The 16,616-nt window shown below is 33.8% G+C and carries 16 protein-coding genes; 9 read left to right on the forward strand and 7 right to left on the reverse strand.

What is annotated here, in order from left to right; all coding sequences use genetic code 11:
• Positions 1-2: 2 nt before the first annotated feature.
• Positions 3-1,313: a TolC family protein gene (locus IC221_RS04995; RefSeq protein WP_188167914.1), complete on the forward strand. Its 1,311-nt coding sequence runs from the start codon at positions 3-5 to the stop codon at positions 1,311-1,313.
• A gap of 597 nt (positions 1,314-1,910) precedes the next feature.
• Here IC221_RS04995 and IC221_RS05000 read toward each other — a convergent pair.
• The gene (locus IC221_RS05000; protein ID WP_188167915.1) at positions 1,911-2,885 is read right to left on the reverse strand and encodes an AraC family transcriptional regulator; all 975 of its coding nucleotides are present in this window, start codon (positions 2,883-2,885) and stop codon (positions 1,911-1,913) included.
• 305 nt (positions 2,886-3,190) lie between these two features.
• On the opposite strand from IC221_RS05000, the gene IC221_RS05005 reads away from it, so the two are divergent.
• Positions 3,191-3,970 (forward strand): DUF481 domain-containing protein, encoded by a 780-nt coding sequence (locus IC221_RS05005; protein WP_188167916.1) that lies wholly within the window; start codon positions 3,191-3,193, stop codon positions 3,968-3,970.
• Positions 3,971-4,058: 88 nt separating this feature from the next.
• On the opposite strand, the gene IC221_RS05010 is transcribed toward IC221_RS05005, so the two are convergent.
• The 3 genes from IC221_RS05010 to IC221_RS05020 form a co-directional block, all read right to left on the reverse strand.
• Complete coding sequence (locus tag IC221_RS05010) at positions 4,059-4,604, reverse strand: hypothetical protein (protein WP_188167917.1); 546 nt, start codon at positions 4,602-4,604, stop codon at positions 4,059-4,061.
• 68 nt (positions 4,605-4,672) lie between these two features.
• Positions 4,673-5,062, reverse strand: a complete 390-nt coding sequence (locus IC221_RS05015; RefSeq protein ID WP_188167918.1) for a hypothetical protein — start codon at positions 5,060-5,062, stop codon at positions 4,673-4,675.
• An 86-nt stretch (positions 5,063-5,148) separates the two neighbouring features.
• On the reverse strand, positions 5,149-6,192 hold the full coding sequence (locus IC221_RS05020) for a LacI family DNA-binding transcriptional regulator (RefSeq protein WP_188167919.1): 1,044 nt from the start codon (positions 6,190-6,192) through the stop codon (positions 5,149-5,151).
• 174 nt (positions 6,193-6,366) lie between these two features.
• Between IC221_RS05020 and galK the strand changes: the two genes are divergently transcribed.
• The 4 genes from galK (at position 6,367) to IC221_RS05040 (ending at position 11,068) form a co-directional block, all read left to right on the forward strand.
• Positions 6,367-7,527, forward strand: coding sequence for a galactokinase (gene galK / locus IC221_RS05025; RefSeq protein WP_188167920.1), 1,161 nt, complete (start codon positions 6,367-6,369; stop codon positions 7,525-7,527).
• An 81-nt stretch (positions 7,528-7,608) separates the two neighbouring features.
• Positions 7,609-8,673: a UDP-glucose--hexose-1-phosphate uridylyltransferase gene (locus IC221_RS05030; protein ID WP_044208907.1), complete on the forward strand. Its 1,065-nt coding sequence runs from the start codon at positions 7,609-7,611 to the stop codon at positions 8,671-8,673.
• Between the two features lie 82 nt (positions 8,674-8,755).
• Positions 8,756-9,787 (forward strand): UDP-glucose 4-epimerase GalE, encoded by a 1,032-nt coding sequence (gene galE, locus IC221_RS05035; protein ID WP_062616521.1) that lies wholly within the window; start codon positions 8,756-8,758, stop codon positions 9,785-9,787.
• 219 nt (positions 9,788-10,006) lie between these two features.
• On the forward strand, positions 10,007-11,068 hold the full coding sequence (locus tag IC221_RS05040) for an aldose epimerase family protein (RefSeq protein ID WP_188167921.1): 1,062 nt from the start codon (positions 10,007-10,009) through the stop codon (positions 11,066-11,068).
• 81 nt (positions 11,069-11,149) lie between these two features.
• Here the strand turns inward: IC221_RS05040 and IC221_RS05045 are convergent, their stop codons facing one another.
• Positions 11,150-11,686, reverse strand: a complete 537-nt coding sequence (locus IC221_RS05045) for a hypothetical protein (protein WP_188167922.1) — start codon at positions 11,684-11,686, stop codon at positions 11,150-11,152.
• Positions 11,687-11,826: 140 nt separating this feature from the next.
• Between IC221_RS05045 and IC221_RS05050 the strand changes: the two genes are divergently transcribed.
• The 3 genes from IC221_RS05050 (at position 11,827) to IC221_RS05060 (ending at position 15,238) form a co-directional block, all read left to right on the forward strand.
• Entirely contained in the window at positions 11,827-12,216 is a 390-nt protein-coding gene (locus tag IC221_RS05050) for a hypothetical protein (protein ID WP_188167923.1), read from the forward strand.
• Between the two features lie 169 nt (positions 12,217-12,385).
• Positions 12,386-12,943 carry a sigma-70 family RNA polymerase sigma factor gene (locus IC221_RS05055; RefSeq protein ID WP_044208914.1) on the forward strand — a complete coding sequence of 186 codons (558 nt, stop codon included), beginning with the start codon at positions 12,386-12,388 and terminating at the stop codon, positions 12,941-12,943.
• Between the two features lie 9 nt (positions 12,944-12,952).
• Complete coding sequence (locus IC221_RS05060) at positions 12,953-15,238, forward strand: serine/threonine-protein kinase (RefSeq protein ID WP_188167924.1); 2,286 nt, start codon at positions 12,953-12,955, stop codon at positions 15,236-15,238.
• On the opposite strand, the gene IC221_RS05065 is transcribed toward IC221_RS05060, so the two are convergent.
• Positions 15,233-15,622: a DUF3037 domain-containing protein gene (locus tag IC221_RS05065; protein WP_188167925.1), complete on the reverse strand. Its 390-nt coding sequence runs from the start codon at positions 15,620-15,622 to the stop codon at positions 15,233-15,235. The genes IC221_RS05060 and IC221_RS05065 overlap by 6 nt on opposite strands.
• Positions 15,612-16,391, reverse strand: coding sequence for a HipA family kinase (locus IC221_RS05070; RefSeq protein WP_188167926.1), 780 nt, complete (start codon positions 16,389-16,391; stop codon positions 15,612-15,614). Before IC221_RS05070 ends, IC221_RS05065 begins: the two co-directional genes overlap by 11 nt.
• Positions 16,392-16,616: the final 225 nt, after the last annotated feature.

The raw sequence follows: 16,616 nt of genomic DNA on the forward strand, positions 1-16,616 counted from the left end.
TCATGAAAAAATATATTTTATTCGTCTTCACTGCTTTCTATTTTACATTTAATGTACAAGCTCAAGAAGTATTGAAAATAAAAGATTATAGACAAAAAGTTTTAGAATATAATCAAGATATCCAAGCTGCTCAAAAGCAAATCAGTGCTGCTGATGAGTACATTAAAGTAGCAAATAGTGATAAAGGGCCAAGAATTGATGCCGGTGCAAGTTACAGTTACACAGGCCGTCCGTTTGATCCAACTGGATTTAAGCCTAGCAATGCTCCTATTGGTGAATGGTTGCCGGTTCATCATAACTACAATGCCAATGTCACCATCAAACAGGATATCTATACAGGTGGTAGAATCAAGAGTTCTATCAAATTGGCACAGATGAAAAAGGAAATTGCTTCTGCTCACCGAGATTATACAGGTTCAGAATTATTGTTTTATGCTGATCAATTGTATTGGAAAAGTGTTGGAGATAAAGAAGCATTAGAATTGGCTCGTCAGTATCAAACATCAGTTCAAACGTTAGTAGATGTTGCTAAAAACAAGTACGAAGCTGAAATCGTAAGTAGAAATGATCTTTTGATGGCTGAAGTGAAGCTTAATGAAGCCGAACTTGAAGTATTAAAAGCACAAAACAACTACAATATCTCTATCATGAACTTGAACAGATTGATGGGAAAAGAGATTATTTCTTCAACGATTGTAGAAGATACTGTAGATTTTTCTGAATTCATTTTCGATACGAATGATGTTGTAACAAGAGCTTTAGGACAAAGAGCAGAAATTAGACAGTCGCTTGCGGAAGTAAAGGCTACGCATGCTAATGCTGATTTGACCGCTTCAAAATATAAAGGTAACCTTCATGTGTTTGCCAAAGGTGTTTATGGAGCACCAAGTCCACAATTGGCCAACTCTCCTGAAGGTAACTACTATGCTGGTGCAGGATTCTCCATTCCAATTTATCATTCTAGTAAAAAGAAAAGAGAAATGGCTGCTCGAAAAATTGAATCTGAAATTGCAATTCTTAATAAAGAGAAAGTAACAGATCAAGTAATTTTAGATATCAATGAAGCAATGTACTTATTAGATGAAGCAGCAAAGAGAGTTCAATTAACAAATGCTTCTTTAGCAAAGGCGGATGAAAATTTAGATATGATCATTGATCGTTATAAAGACGGATTATCTCCGATCATCGAAGTGACAGATGCACAAGTAAATTGGCAATTAGCTTACGGTGAGTATATCGATGCAAAAGTAAAATACAAAGTAGCTTGTACAAATATTGAAAAAGCAAGCGGCGATTTATATCAATCCAAGTAATGAAGTGATGTATTAATGAGTGAAGGGGTCAACAAAAGTTGGCTCCTTTTATTATTATTCTTAATTATATAACGTAAAAAAGTCATCCCACTTCACATTATCGGGATGACAATTTAAATAAAGTAATTTGTAACTCATAAAAAATGACTAACAATAGTACTATGATCACTACATAATAACCTTTTATCTAATCTCCTTTTTTGCTTTAAAAATGGAGAAAGTCATACAATAAAATGAATGAGGAGGATTAGTCAAGATTCGCACATGAAGGTGCATATGTATAGCATAAAAAAATCATAAGGTAATAAAAAAATTCCAGCGTATTTGATGCTTAGAAGATTATGACTGAAACGGTGTCCTCTTCTTCAGCATTAATGTACCACTAATGTAAAAGATATTTTATTGTCCACAAAAATGTGTGGAATATTACATTCGTATTTTTAACATATTTTTTAATTTAATCGTATTTTATATTTAATTTTAAAAAACATAACCTTTAAAAACACATTTCACCATCACCTATACTCTAAAAAAAGTGAAAAGTTCAACAAAGTAAAATACTCTATTGAACTTAAGATAAGAAGTAAATAGTTGATTCTAGGCTAACATATATTCTGGATCTCTTTTATATTCTTTAGGAGAAATATTAAACCTTTTCTTAAAAACCATTGAAAAATGACTCGAACTAGAATACCCTAAATCTGATGCGATCATTGACATCGTTTTATTACTTTTCAATAACAATTCTCTTGATTTATTTAACCTAATATCTTGGTGATATTGATGGATAGTTGTTCCAAATACTTCTTTAAACAATACTCTTAATCGACTTTCACTCAATCCTACCTCTTTCGTGAGGTCATCAATTAACACAGGTTTATCGATCACTTTCTCCAAAATTTCTTTAGTTTTCATTACAGGCTGAACATTCAAATCCATTTCACGTACTTGTTGAGCCTCTTCCCTTTCATTTATTTTCATGAAAAACTCTGATATCAAATATTTCGCATAGACTTCAGACATTTCAAGGGCAAATAGATCTGTCTTATTGATTGAAAAGAAACGATCAAAAATTTCGATCATGCGAGGTGTAAAACGTTCCTGCAAGTAAAAGGAAGTATGAAAACTGTATTTCTTTGTCAGCTTCTCCGATTTTTTTATGTACTGCTCAAACTTGTCTTTTTTAATACGGATAATTATCATTTTCCTTGCCTTGCCTTTACTTACTTTCCATTCTAAATTGGACTGGTAATTCACACAAAATGCACCTAAAGCATTGAACTCAAAAGCCGATTCATCCTGTACTGCTGAAGGGTTAAGCATTCCTGAAATTGGGTTACCTAACGCTAATGCTATGTATTCCTTATTTTGAGTCTTAGGAGAAGCTTCAAAAATAAGATCTGAATACAAATCAAAATCAAACTTTAGCATCTCAAGATAATCTGTACTTTTATAGCCTTGAATTGTTCCTTTTGCCTTTTCATTGTTAAAATGAACAGTAGTATTGATCACTTTTCCATTAAAGACTGTAGCCCATTGATTTAAAACAGTAGAAAGTGTAGAGGTTTCCATATTTTTTTAAATGATAATTGTTTTTGAATTAGAATTTCACACATCTTGAACCACCTTGAGTGAGAAAATTATTTCATCACTATTACAGGTAGCATTATTAGTAACGGTAAATAACATTGTTACTTTTTGCAGAATTTGATCATCTTCTATCAAATAATGATTATCATCACCGGTTTAACAATTGTTTAAAGAACGTCACACTCTTTTTTAAACAATTGACCTACATCTACTTAAAAATTCTGTTTTTTAATTTGTAAAATACTTCTCTACTTTTGATGTATAATCTAATCTGAACATTCACTTCAATGCGATATTTACTGCTCTTCATTACTTTTTTAATTTCCTATTCTCTTCAAGGTCAAATCTTAAACATCGAAAAAACACGACTCGATGAGGGAGACTCTGTTCGCTGGGTGGGCAACATTTCTTTGAATTATAGATTAATCAATCAGCAAATAACCACACAAGGCGGAGGATTGAAAACGAACTTTGCAAGAGTAGGAAAAGTCAATGATTTAATCTTGATTACAGACCTCTCATTTCTGAACTCTGAAGGCTTTGATCTTCTTCAAAACGGATTCTTACATGGTAGAATGGAATTTCTAAAAAATAGAAGATTATCTTATGAGGTATTTACGCAACTTCAATTCGATCAGGTGAAAGGGATGAACGAACGCTTTTTACTAGGCGGAAATTTTAGGTACAGTCCCATTAAAAGTAAAAAAAGCTTTTTGGCAATTGGTGTGGGTACTTTTTATGAAAATGAGGACTGGCATTGGGAGTCAGAACAAGATGGAGAAACTATTGTTACTAAAGCAAGGCCTTCTATTGCTCGATGGAATACTTATATAACCTATAGGGCAGATTTTTCTGATAATGTATTCTTTAATATAATGTCCTACTTCCAAACAAAATATAGTAATGTTAGAGAGTACAGAATTAGTGTTTTAGCCAATCTCAATATCAAAATATCAAAGAAATTATACTTCAATAATAACTTTACGTTGTGGTATGAGAATCACCCCTATGTGCCCATCGATAAACTGAATTATAGCATTAAAAATGGGATTGGATACAATTTCTAAACCCTCTCATTCTTATAAAGAAAAAAGAAAAGCCTCTTCAATCTTAAATGAGTTGAAGAGGCTTTTTACTTTACAATATCTATTGCTTTTAATTCTCTTGAATATAAAAACGTACAACTTCACGTTGACGATTGATGTTTGTTGTCCCACCTGAAAGGCTATGCGACTCATATCTTAAGAGTAACCCCTCTTTTGAAACAATAAACTCAATCCATTTATTTGTTCCTTTAATATCCGTGGCGCCCTGTAAAAGTACTTTCACTTTGTAAGAAGACAAACCCAAGTAGCTGATCTCGTTAGCCTCTACTTTATTTGATGTATCCTCTAAATAGCCTAAAATATCTCTTCTGATTTTACTCTTGAAATACGGTAGTCCTAAATAATCAGAGTTAGCATTGTATACTTGCATGTCCCAATCTTGATTAATGAATTCTATCGCATAGAAATCATCTTTTGCGTGTACAATACGAGCCTCGATGTTGACATAATCTTGGGAACCAAAAGCTGTTGAAAGTACATCAACGTTATAAGGTAAGCCATCTGAAGAAGATTGTTGCAGTGTTTCTTTGATATCTTTTACTGGAGGTTCTACGAAGTAATTAAAAAGAAATGTAAGTAAAAATAATAGTTTCATCTGTTAATAATTTGAATGAAATTGACTTAAATAATATGTTTGTGATTAAAAATTATGCCTTTTTTGACTTAGTTTGTCTTGTACATGGCACCATTCCACATAAAGGTCAAACTACCAGCCTTTTCTATAACCACAATTTCTAAATTTTTATTTTTTTTATTTCTCCAAACAAGCTGAGTTTTCCCTTTTACAGTATAACCTTCCAATTCTTCTATCCTCTCCTCATAGCTTCTTAGGTTTTCATCAACAAAGTTAAGCGTCATGCTCTCTTCACTTTTTTTGTAATGTAAAACCACTTGTCGTGCAGAGATATTGATGCCATCATTGATCACTTCTACTATTTTTTCATTCATCTGACACCTTCCCCCTTCAAAATAAAAGTCCAAGAGCTTTTGTTGTGCATGTGAATTGAATGATATAAATAGAAAAAAGAATAGAATTATAGTGTGCTTATTCATACGTGTTATTTTTGATCCTACCAAATCTAAAAAAATCTTAAATGAAATAAAAGCAGTCACCCAATTCAAAAACTATTGAATCTGTATCAAGTACTTTCTCTCTCAATCAAAGAAATGGGTAGTTTTTTTAATATAGCCATAGGGATAAATATTTTACCTTGATTTTTTGCATCCTTCATTGCGTTCATTCGGTCAATCAAAAGGTTGGCAGCCACAAAGCCCATTTCTTGTGCTGGCTGATTAATAGTGGTCAATGATGGATTAAATAATTCTCCCATATCATCACCGGAAATTCCCATAACGGCAATTTTTTGAGGAATTTCAATCCCCCTTTTTTGTAAAAGGCGTATTACCCTAAAGGCAATTGGGTCATTCAAAGCCACAATAGCATCTGGCTTTTCTTTCAATACCATCAACTTATCCAATGCTTGCCCAACTGAACGGCGCAAATCCAAAGTAGGTACTATCAAATCTGCCGACGTCCCAAAGCCATTCCTTTCCATGGCTGTTCTATATCCTTTTAATCGTTGTTGAGAAATGTACAAATCCTCCGGTCCTGCTATAAATGCTATTCTTTTATACCCCTTATTGATAAGATGGTTCGTCGCTTGATAACCCGCCTCAAAATCATCTACAATAACTCTCGGAATAGGCAACTCTGATTTCGGTAAAATTCGATCAAAAACAACAATAGGCACCTCCTCTTCCATGGCTTTTTTAAGGTGTAGATCACTTTTCGTATTGAATGACAAAGAAATAAGAATACCATCCACTTGTCTATCCAATAAAATATCTATGCACTCTTTCTCTTTCTGCTCTTGTTCATCACTATGTACAATGATCAGATCATACCCCAAAGGTTTTAAGAATTGCTCAATCCCCAGAATAACTCTTCCAAAAAAAGGAACCGTTAATTCAGGTATAATCACTCCGATCAAATACGATTTCTTACTCGCTAACCCTGCCGCTAATACACTTTTTTTATAACCGATTTTTTCGGCAAGCTCCAAAACCTTCTTTTTGGTCATGGGATTTACGTCCTCCGCTCCTCTTATTGCTCTTGAAACTGTAGAGACAGAAATGTCTAATCTCCTAGCAATATCCTTTATGGTTGGCTTTCTTTTTTTCATACCCAAAATTACAAAAATCTCGAAAATAAACACGTCAAAAATTACCGAGAACGTTACCGGTAACGCTATTTTCGAAATTCATTAAGTGTTTATTTGTCCTTTAAAATAAAACCCATCATGTTTGAACCATCGAAATGAAATAAACGATATTTTTAAACTAAAAAATAAAGCAACATGAACGCTAAAGCTGTAGTAGCAAAATTCGAAGAATTATTTAATAAAGAACCAATGGTATCAAGAGCTCCTGGTAGAGTGAATATCATCGGTGAGCACACTGACTACAACGACGGTTTTGTATTACCCGCATCAATCGACAAAGAAATGGTTTTCGCATTAGCTTTAAACGGTACTGATACTGTTAATGCTTATGCATTGGACTTAGAAGAGTCTGGTTCTTTCGAATTATCAAACATTGTTCCTTCAGAAGGTTGGATCAACTACATCAAAGGTGTTGTTGCTGAAACAGCTGTAAAAGGTTTAGAACCAAAGGGTTTTGATGTTGTTTTTGCTGGCGATGTGCCTCTAGGAGCTGGTATGTCTTCATCTGCTGCTTTAGAGTGTGCATTGGCAACAGGTTTAAATAAATTATTCGAAGGTGATTTATCGAAGTTAGATATCGTGTTGGCTTCACAAATGTCAGAGCATAACTATGCTGGCGTAAAGTGTGGTATCATGGACCAATTCGCTTCTACTTTCGGTCAAGCCAACAAAGTAATCAAGTTAGACTGCCGTACAAAAGAGTATGAGTACCATAACTTAGATATCACTGGTCACAAATTGGTATTATGTAACACTAACGTGACACACTCATTAGCTTCTTCTGAGTACAACACAAGAAGAGAGCAATGTGAAGCAGGTGTTGAAGTAATCAAAGAAACTTATCCTGATATCATCAACTTACGTGACGTAACAGTTGATCAGATCCATGAGTTTGAAGGTAAAATGGATCCGGTAATTTATGACAGATGTTCGTATGTGGTTGAAGAAAACGACCGTTTAACGAAAGCATGTGAATTTATGGATAACGGAGACTTAGTGAACTTAGGTAAAATGATCTATGGTTCTCACGAAGGTCTTTCTAAGAAATATGCAGTATCATGTCCAGAGTTAGACTTCTTGGTGGAGCAAACTTTAGAAGATGACAATGTACTTGGTGCGAGAATGATGGGTGGCGGCTTCGGTGGCTGTACAATCAACCTTGTAAAAGAGGAAGCTGTAGACGCGTTTGTTGAAAGAATGACTAAAGCATACAAAGAAGGTATGGGTAAAGATCTTTCTGCTTACGTTGTTGTTATCGGTGACGGTGCAAGAGTTGAAGAGTCAGTTGAAGCTTAATTTATACTTATGAAAAGCATGTTTAGTCAAACTAAACATGCTTTAAAGAATTTTTTTTGACTAGGAAAACAAAAATCGAAAATGGAATTTAATTTTGAGGATCATCCTCACCGTCGATACAACCCACTTACAAACGAATGGGTACAAGTTTCTCCTCATAGAGCGAAGAGACCTTGGCAAGGACAAGTAGAAAAGATTGAGGAAGAGAAACGTCCTGAACATGATCCTTCGTGTTACTTATGTCCGGGTAATACTCGTGTCAATGGCGAAGTGAACCCTCAGTATACTGATACTTATGTATTCCAAAATGATTTCGCTGCTTTGTTGGAAGATGTTCCTACAGGCGAAATGAATGAAGGCAATGGTCTTTTCAGAGCAAAAAGTGAAAGAGGTTTGTGTAAAGTAATTTGCTTCTCTCCTCGTCACGATTTGACTATTCCTGAAATGGAAACAGAAGGAATCAGAAAAGTAGTTGACCTTTGGGCAAAAGAATATACTGAGCTAGGTGCTAGAGATTACATCAACCACGTACAGATTTTTGAAAATAAAGGTTCAGTGATGGGATGTTCAAACCCTCACCCTCACGGTCAAATCTGGGCTCAAGAATCTATTCCTCAAGAGCCAGCAAAGAAGCAAGTAAATCAAAAAGCGTACTATGACAAAAATGGTACAACTTTACTTTCTGATTACATTGCTCAAGAAATCAAGCAACAAACAAGAGTTGTTTATGAAAATGAGCACTTTGTTGCCATCGTTCCTTTCTGGGCAGTATGGCCATTTGAAACGATGATCGTTCCGAAAAGAGCAGTAAGCAGAATTACTGATCTTTCTGACGAAGAAAAAGATGCTTTCGCGGATGCATACAGAGCTTTAACGATCAAGTATGACAACATCTTCGAAGTTTCTTTCCCTTACTCTGCGGGTATCCACCAAGCTCCAACTGATGGAGAGGATCACCCAGAGTGGCACATGCACATGTGTTTCTACCCTCCTTTACTTCGCTCTGCTACAGTGAAGAAGTTTATGGTAGGTTATGAAATGCTTGCTAATGCTCAAAGAGATATCACTGCTGAAACAGCGGCTGCACGTATTAGAGAGCAATCTTTAGTACACTATAAAAGTGCTGTTTTAGAAGAAGAAAAATAACATTAGATAATTTATAGACTAGTAATGAACGATAATTGCTAGTCTATAATTTTATCATTAATAGAGTTAACAAATAAACAAAATGAAGATTTTAGTAACAGGAGGTTTAGGTTACATTGGTTCACATACCTCAGTGGAATTAATCAATAAAGGATTTGAAGTGGTTATCGTTGACAACTTATCAAATTCTGAAATTGGTGCATTGGAAGGTATTGAAAAAATCACTGGAACAAAGCCTAAGTTCTATGAGTTTGATCTTTTAGATTTTGATAAATTAGATCAATTATTCCAAGAGGAGAAGATTGATGGTATTATTCACTTTGCAGCTTCAAAAGCAGTAGGTGAGTCTGTAAATAAGCCAAGCCTTTACTACAGAAATAACCTTCAATCGTTATTAAACATCTTAGACCTAATGGTAAAACATGAGGTTAGCAACTTTGTTTTCTCTTCATCTTGTACAGTTTATGGTCAGCCAGATGTGTTGCCTGTAACTGAACAAACGCCAGTTCAACCTGCTTTATCTCCTTACGGAAATACAAAACAAGTAGGTGAAGAGATCATTAGAGATATCGTAAAAGCTGAAAGCGGATTAAAAGCTATCGCTCTACGTTATTTCAACCCTGTTGGTGCTCATGATTCAGCATTGATTGGTGAATTACCTTTGGGTGTTCCTCAAAACTTAATGCCATTTATCACACAAACAGGTGTGGGTATGAGAGCTGAATTGAGTGTATTTGGTGATGATTACAATACTAAAGATGGTACTTGTATTCGTGATTACATCCACGTAGTAGATTTAGCACAAGCTCATATTGTTGCATTAAACAGAATGATCGAGAGCAAGCAGAAAGAAGATTACGAATTCTTCAACGTAGGAACAGGTACTGGTTCTACTGTTTTAGAAGTAATCCAATCATTCGAAAAAATGTCAGGTGTAAAACTGAACTACAAATTGGTAGAACGTCGTGAAGGTGACATCGAAAAGATCTATGCTGACACTACTTTCGGTAACCAAGAGTTAGGGTGGCAATCTGAAAAGACATTGGATGACATGACAGGTTCTGCTTGGAAATGGCAACAACAATTGCAAGAAAAAGCTTTATCAAAGGCTTAGTAAAATAGTGTGTACGGCAAAAAAACTAAACATTTTTTTGACTTAATACTTGAAGCATTTTATTGTACAGGTAATTTCAGATGAATAGATGCTCTAAATACTTCTCTTAAATACTAAGAGAAGTGTTAGAGCCTATTCCTATTTAAAAACTCACATTTTAAAAGGGTCAATTCACTGATTTCTATATTACTACTAGCAAACCTTAAAAGTTTTAATGAAATGATAGACATAAAACAAATCGAAAAAGTCTCTTGGGGCAAAGTCAATGATAAAGAGGTATTCTTATATACACTTACAAATCAATTAGGCTCCCAATTAAAAGTGTCAACTTATGGTGGCATTTTAGTTAGCTTTTTAACCGCTGATAAAAACGGTGAAATGGCAGATGTTCTTCTTGGAAAAGATTCTTTAGAAGACTATTTAGATAACAGCTGCTACCTTGGTGCAACTGTTGGACAGTTTGCAAATAGAATTGCAAAAGGTAATATCTCTATTGATGGAGTTGAATATCAATTGGCAACAAACAATGGTCCTAACTTCTTACACGGAGGTGATGTAGGATTTGACCGCCAAGTTTTTGATATCGTAGAAGAAATTTCAGAAGGTAGTGTAAACTCAGTTGTCTTATCACATACAAGTCCTGATGGTTTTGAAAACCTTCCTGGTAATGTGACATTGACACTAAAAATCTCATTGACTGACGAAAATGAAGTGATATTGGATTACAGTGCAACTACTGATAAAAAGACAATCGTAAACTTCACTTCTCACCCTTATTTCAACCTTAAAGGTGAAGGAGAAATTTCAGATCACACTTTAAAACTAAACTGTAATTTCTATACTCCTATTGATGAAACTTGTATTCCTACAGGTGAAATTGCTACGGTAAAAGGAACTCCTTTTGATTTTACAGAAGAAAAAGTAATCGGTAACGAGATTGATGCTGATCACGATCAAACAAAAATCGGTATTGGTTACGACCACAACTTGGTAATTAATAAGCCACTTAATGAGTACGGATTAGTAGGTGTTGCTTACGAAGCTACTACTGGCCGTGCAATGGAGGTTTATACTACTGAACCAGGAGTGCAATTCTATACTGGTAACTGGCTTGAAGGTGAGCTTGGTAAAAACCAAACGCCACTTATCAAACGTCAAGGTTTCTGTCTGGAAGCACAACACTACCCAGACTCTCCAAACCAACCACACTTCCCTTCAGTGATTTTAAATCCTGGTGAAGAGTACACTCAAAAAACAGTGTATAAGTTTGTAGTAAAGTAGTTTTTACTTTTCAGATAAAAAGAAAGTCCTGATTCTAATCTAACAGAATCAGGACTTTTATATTTATCTAAACTACTGACCTTAACCTTTGTGGAGTTTTGGTCTTCTTTGAATGGTTTCCAAATAAGAAGACACATTTAATACACTAGAATTAAGTTTATTTTTAGTTGAAGCATAAAGGTTAAGCACCTGTAATTTTGCCTCTTCAATTTTTTGTTCTTTTGTTTTCATTTTTTTTAGCTGTTCATAATCTTCAAAAAATCTTTCTTCCTCAATTTCAAGGATTGTATTAAAAAGAGTTTGTCCTTGTAATATGTTATTATAACCACTGATTAGGTTTGAAACTTCTCTCTTCTTTAATTTAATTCCATATTTACTTTTTAATATTTCAGCTGACTGTTCTACAAAATCCTCAGCTGTCATATTAAACTCTACACCTTTTAAATTTCTCAAATCCTTCATAAACCAATAAAATGGTAACAACGCCCATTGCGGTTCAAATAATCTTCTTGTTAACCTACCAGTATTAAATTCTAACATAGAATTTAATTCTTTGATATATTGACTATGGATTAATTTATAAGTTATTGTTTCTTGATTTATGTTTTGATTTTTCATAGCAACCCCTTTTTAAGTTAGAAAAATACACTTATTTGTATTTACTTTTTATATTGAACGAAAGGTCAAAATAAAGGGTTGAAGAAAGAAATATAATAATCCTTAAAGATAGTTAAGCACCAAATTATAATTGAACTAAAATGAAAATCACCGCAGATCATACCTATATTATTGTCCATTTTGATATTCATCAAAGTTGGGATTTTTTCCAAATCATAGGTTTAAATGAAGACGAGTCTAATGCTCTTCATCAACAAATTGATCACCTCCTATATCAAGCAACATTAAATGAGCAGGAAAATGACTTCTTGGCCATTGAATATATCATAGCTTATGCATTTGAGAAGAAGTTCTCTTTATTTAAAAATTATCCAAAAGAATTTTTTGATAATATGACTGTAGAATGTGATGGGGAGACACTCGACTTTATTATTGATCTCTCTGAAACCATTGTGAAAGAAGCTGCAGTACATTTATTGAAGAATCTACTCAAATATGATTTATTTGAATACCAACTGCTTACATCATAATTGTATTACATTAATCTGTATTTAATGATTTTGTAAAAGAATTAACGGTTATCAAATTTCTCCTATTAGAGAAAAAAATAATTTCGTAATGTTATAAACCTAAAAATAATTATATTATGGCTAAGGTTTATCTCTGTCTTAGTTTTTCATTCTATTATAATACTTACACATGAACAAAAGAGAAGTTTCACAATTACTCAACCAGCTTGATTTACCAAAATCAAAAGAACAACTTTATCCTATTGTCTATGATAATCTTCATGATATTGCTGAAAAACTATTTCATAGAGAAAGAGCTGATCATACTTTACAACCTACTCTTCTTGTCAATGAAGCTTACCTGAATTTAGTGGATCAAGAACACATCAACTGGCAAGGGAGAACACATTTTTTTGCGGTAGGAGCTCAGGCAATTCGTAGAATTTTGGTGCATCATGCAAGAACAAAAAATGCTCAAAAAAGAGGTGGTGGAGAACATCTTTTAGAACTCGAAGAAGGTATTGCATTTACACCTGAGAAAGAGGGTATGGTACTTGATATTCATGAAGGCTTAGAGCAACTTTCTAAAATTCATGAAAGACAAGCAACTGTTGTTGAGTTGAAGTTCTTCGGAGGTTTGAAAATGCAAGAAATTGCTGATGAATTAGGTGTTTCCATCAAAACAGTTGAAGTAGACTGGAAAGTCGCAAAAGCGTGGCTGAAGAAATTTATGAAAAGCGATCTATAAAACTACTCTATGTCACAATCTCTGCACGAAAAAGCATCTAATATTCTAGCAATGGTAATGGAGCTAGAAAAGGAAGAAGCAGTAAAGGTTATTCATGAACAGTGTCAAGATGATCAAGAGCTTCTGCAGGAAGTCATAAGTCTCTATCAGGAATTTACCACTTATACACCCCAAAAGAAGGAATCATCTCATCAGTCACATATACAACCCAATAAAGAGGATCAAACCACATCTCTGTACGGGAAAATTTCTAATCACTTACTGAAGAATAAGAACTCCCGTTTGATTGTAATCTTATGTGGCCTTGTTATATTACTGGTTGTCGGTTTTTGGGTTAGAAAATCTATTTATTATGGTGTTTTTAATCAAGAAATTGAAGAAAAAACGGCACAAATCAATGCTACTTCTACCATTATCAATGATTGGGTGGAGAACGAAAAACGAAAAGTAAAAGAGATTGCGACTACAAAAATATTAAAGGATTTTGCTATTGAAATTGATAGTCTTCAAAGACTCGAAATTCCAGATAACGAGTATTTAGAAAAAATTAAACCTTATAATATTACCATTAATAAATTGAAAGAGATTATGGGGTTTGACTTTATTTGTCTTCTCCATAAAAATGAATTGAAGATTACCTATAATACTTGGAATTCAAGCACTAATGAACTTTCCCCATTGATCAATAAGTATTTGAGCAAAAAAGTTTTTGATTACCATAATGAATTAAAGAAAGGGAATACGATTTTCATACCTCCTATTCATGTCACCGAATCATTACTTGAAGAAGATTCCGTTATCAATCGTGACTCTGATTGCGCTACAGGTACACCAATCTATAACTATAAAAATGAAATTGTAGGTTATGTCTTAACAGTTACCTTAGCAAAAAATCAATTTTCAAACCTCTTTAAATCTACTGTTTACGGGCAATCATCAGAGGCATATGCGCTAAATCAAGAAGGATTTATCATCTCTGAAAGCAGATTTACAAAAGTACTACAAGAAAAAGGATTCTTAAACTATGGCTCTTCTATCTATCACCTTCAAGGATTAAACCCAGGGGTGAATGTAATGGAAGGTGAAATACCCGAAATCGAAGTTATCAATTGGCCTTTGACTGCTACATCTTTGAAGTTTTATGAATACTATAACGGTATTATTCAACAAAACAGTGGTAGTATACATCATATTTATAAAGATTACCGTGGTGTGGATGTTATTGGTGTATGGAAATGGCTTGATGATTTAGGGTTTGGTATCGTTTTGAAGGAAGATGCTGCTGATGCTTTAGTGATGATACAGAAAATGGATTGGGTACTTGGGGTATTGTATTTTATTATCTGTCTTTTGTGTTTTCTGTTGTACCATTCAAATATTAGAATTTTACGTTTTAATTCTAAAATCAAAAAACTTGGTCAGTTTGCTATCGTAGAAAAAATTGGTGAAGGTGGATTTGGGGTAGTGTATAAGGCGGAACATGCATTGATAAAAATGCCCGTTGCGATTAAACTATTAAAAAAAGAATTCAATACAGACGATAATATAAAACGGTTTGAAAGAGAGGTTAGGGCTACTTCCACCCTTAAACACCCTAATACAATTAAAATTTATGATTATGGAATTTCTAATGAAGGAAATTTCTATTATGTAATGGAATTCATAGAGGGCATAACACTTGGTAAAATTATAGATAGAGATGAGCAGTTCCCGATTAATAGAGCCGTTTATATATTACTCGAAGTGGCTTATAGTCTCAGAGAAGCTCATCATAAAAATCTAGTGCACCGAGATATTAAACCCATGAATATTTTATTATCCAAACAAGGTGAAGCTTATGATCAGGTAAAACTTTTGGATTTTGGGTTAGTAAAAGAACTTACTCCGGATAGTGAACAAACGGCCTTTCATAAAGTAGGAGGAACACCGCTTTATATGGCACCAGAACGTTTGAGAGATCCAAAAAATAGTGACAGTAAAGTAGATATCTATTCTCTGGGCATTCTTGGCTTTTATATGCTTAATGGCCGATTAATGATCGAAATCCTTTCTCAAAAGGTATTATCAGGTCAAGAAATAATTGAGGCTAGAGAAATTCAAAAATTAATTGACCGTGAAGATATACCTGAAGATTTATATTCGCTCCTAGTGCAATGCATTCAATTTAATCCTGAAAAAAGAATACAGAACATTGATACTTTGATACAACATCTTGAGAAAATTGCTGCTCAAACCCCTTGGAATAAAAAACAAGCTTATGATTGGTGGAAAACCTATGATATCTACATATCATAAGACATATTTTTCAAAGAGTCTTTCCAGAATGACCTGAGGCTCTTCAACACATAAACCAGGATGTACTTTTGAAGATTGAATTAAAGTAGACCTTGTAGCGGTTAACCATCGGAATCGACTTGGTAAATCTTGCTCACCAATTACACCTCCCTTTGATCCTCCTTCACAAATCAATTTCCAAGTGTTTAGGTAAGCTTCTATCTCTTGTTTTTCAATATCAATTAAGTCAAAAGCATTGAGTCTCTTTTCATTTACTTGGTATTTGAGATCAAGAAACTTTAACGGTTTACTAAACAGTATAACACCAACATTAATAAACTCCTCTCTTTCAACTTTTGGCATAAAACGGATGACCGCATATTCATACACTTGTTTATCTTGCATTCTTCGCTTCTTTTGTTAGTTGATCTAAATTTGAAATTCTTGTATTCAATAAAGTAGTGTAAACTTTTTTACGTTCTTCAATACTTGCATCAATACTTGGATCTGACAACCAATCATCGGGCAACAAAGATACTATTCCTTCTATAATATCAGGTGTCAATAATTCTTTTAATTTTTCATTTGCCTCATCTAATTTCGTTGCTTTTGAAAGCAATACATGATCTTTAATCATTGGAAATGTTCTTTTCGCATGATCTTCCCAACCATTCCAGGAGTGATGAAAATAAAGACTTGCCCCATGATCAATCAACCATAACGCTTTGTTCCAATTCAATAAATTAGTGTTTCTATGTGTTCGATCAATATTAGTGATAATACTGTCTAGCAACACGACTTTTGATGCAGCTAAAGGATCAGCAATTGAGACCAAAGGATCATAAGTAATGGCTCCGCTTAAATAACTCATACCCAAATTGAGTCCTTCACTAAATTTTAATAGATCTTGAATTTCCTCGTCTCCTTCCGACTTACTAAATGTATCTACAAGATGGATAAAAACCAATTCTGGCATATTCAAACCAATTTGACGAGCCATCTCACCACCAATGAGTTCTGCAATTAATGCCTTGACACCCTGCCCTGCTCCTCTGAATTTTATCACATAATCAAATCCATCATCAGCTTCTACAATCGCTGGAAGAGATCCTCCTTCTCTCAAGGGAGTGACATACCTCGTCATATTGACGGTTCTTATTTCATTATTATACATAGAATATTATAATGGGTTTATTCTCATAAAATTGATGAATAAATATAAGTAACAAAGTTGATAAAATAGTGAATAAAATACTTCTTGTATAAAGACAAAAAAGGTTGAATAAGTAAGATTTTTAGAAATCAAGAAAGTACGCAACTCCGATTACAAAATTGTTTCATTACTATCAATAAAGTTTAATAGAGCCAGCTTCATATGATTTTAAAAAAATAACATTTA

The sequence above is a fragment of the Flammeovirga sp. EKP202 genome (assembly GCF_014534745.1).
In the GTDB taxonomy this organism is placed as follows: Bacteria; Bacteroidota; Bacteroidia; order Cytophagales; family Flammeovirgaceae; genus Flammeovirga.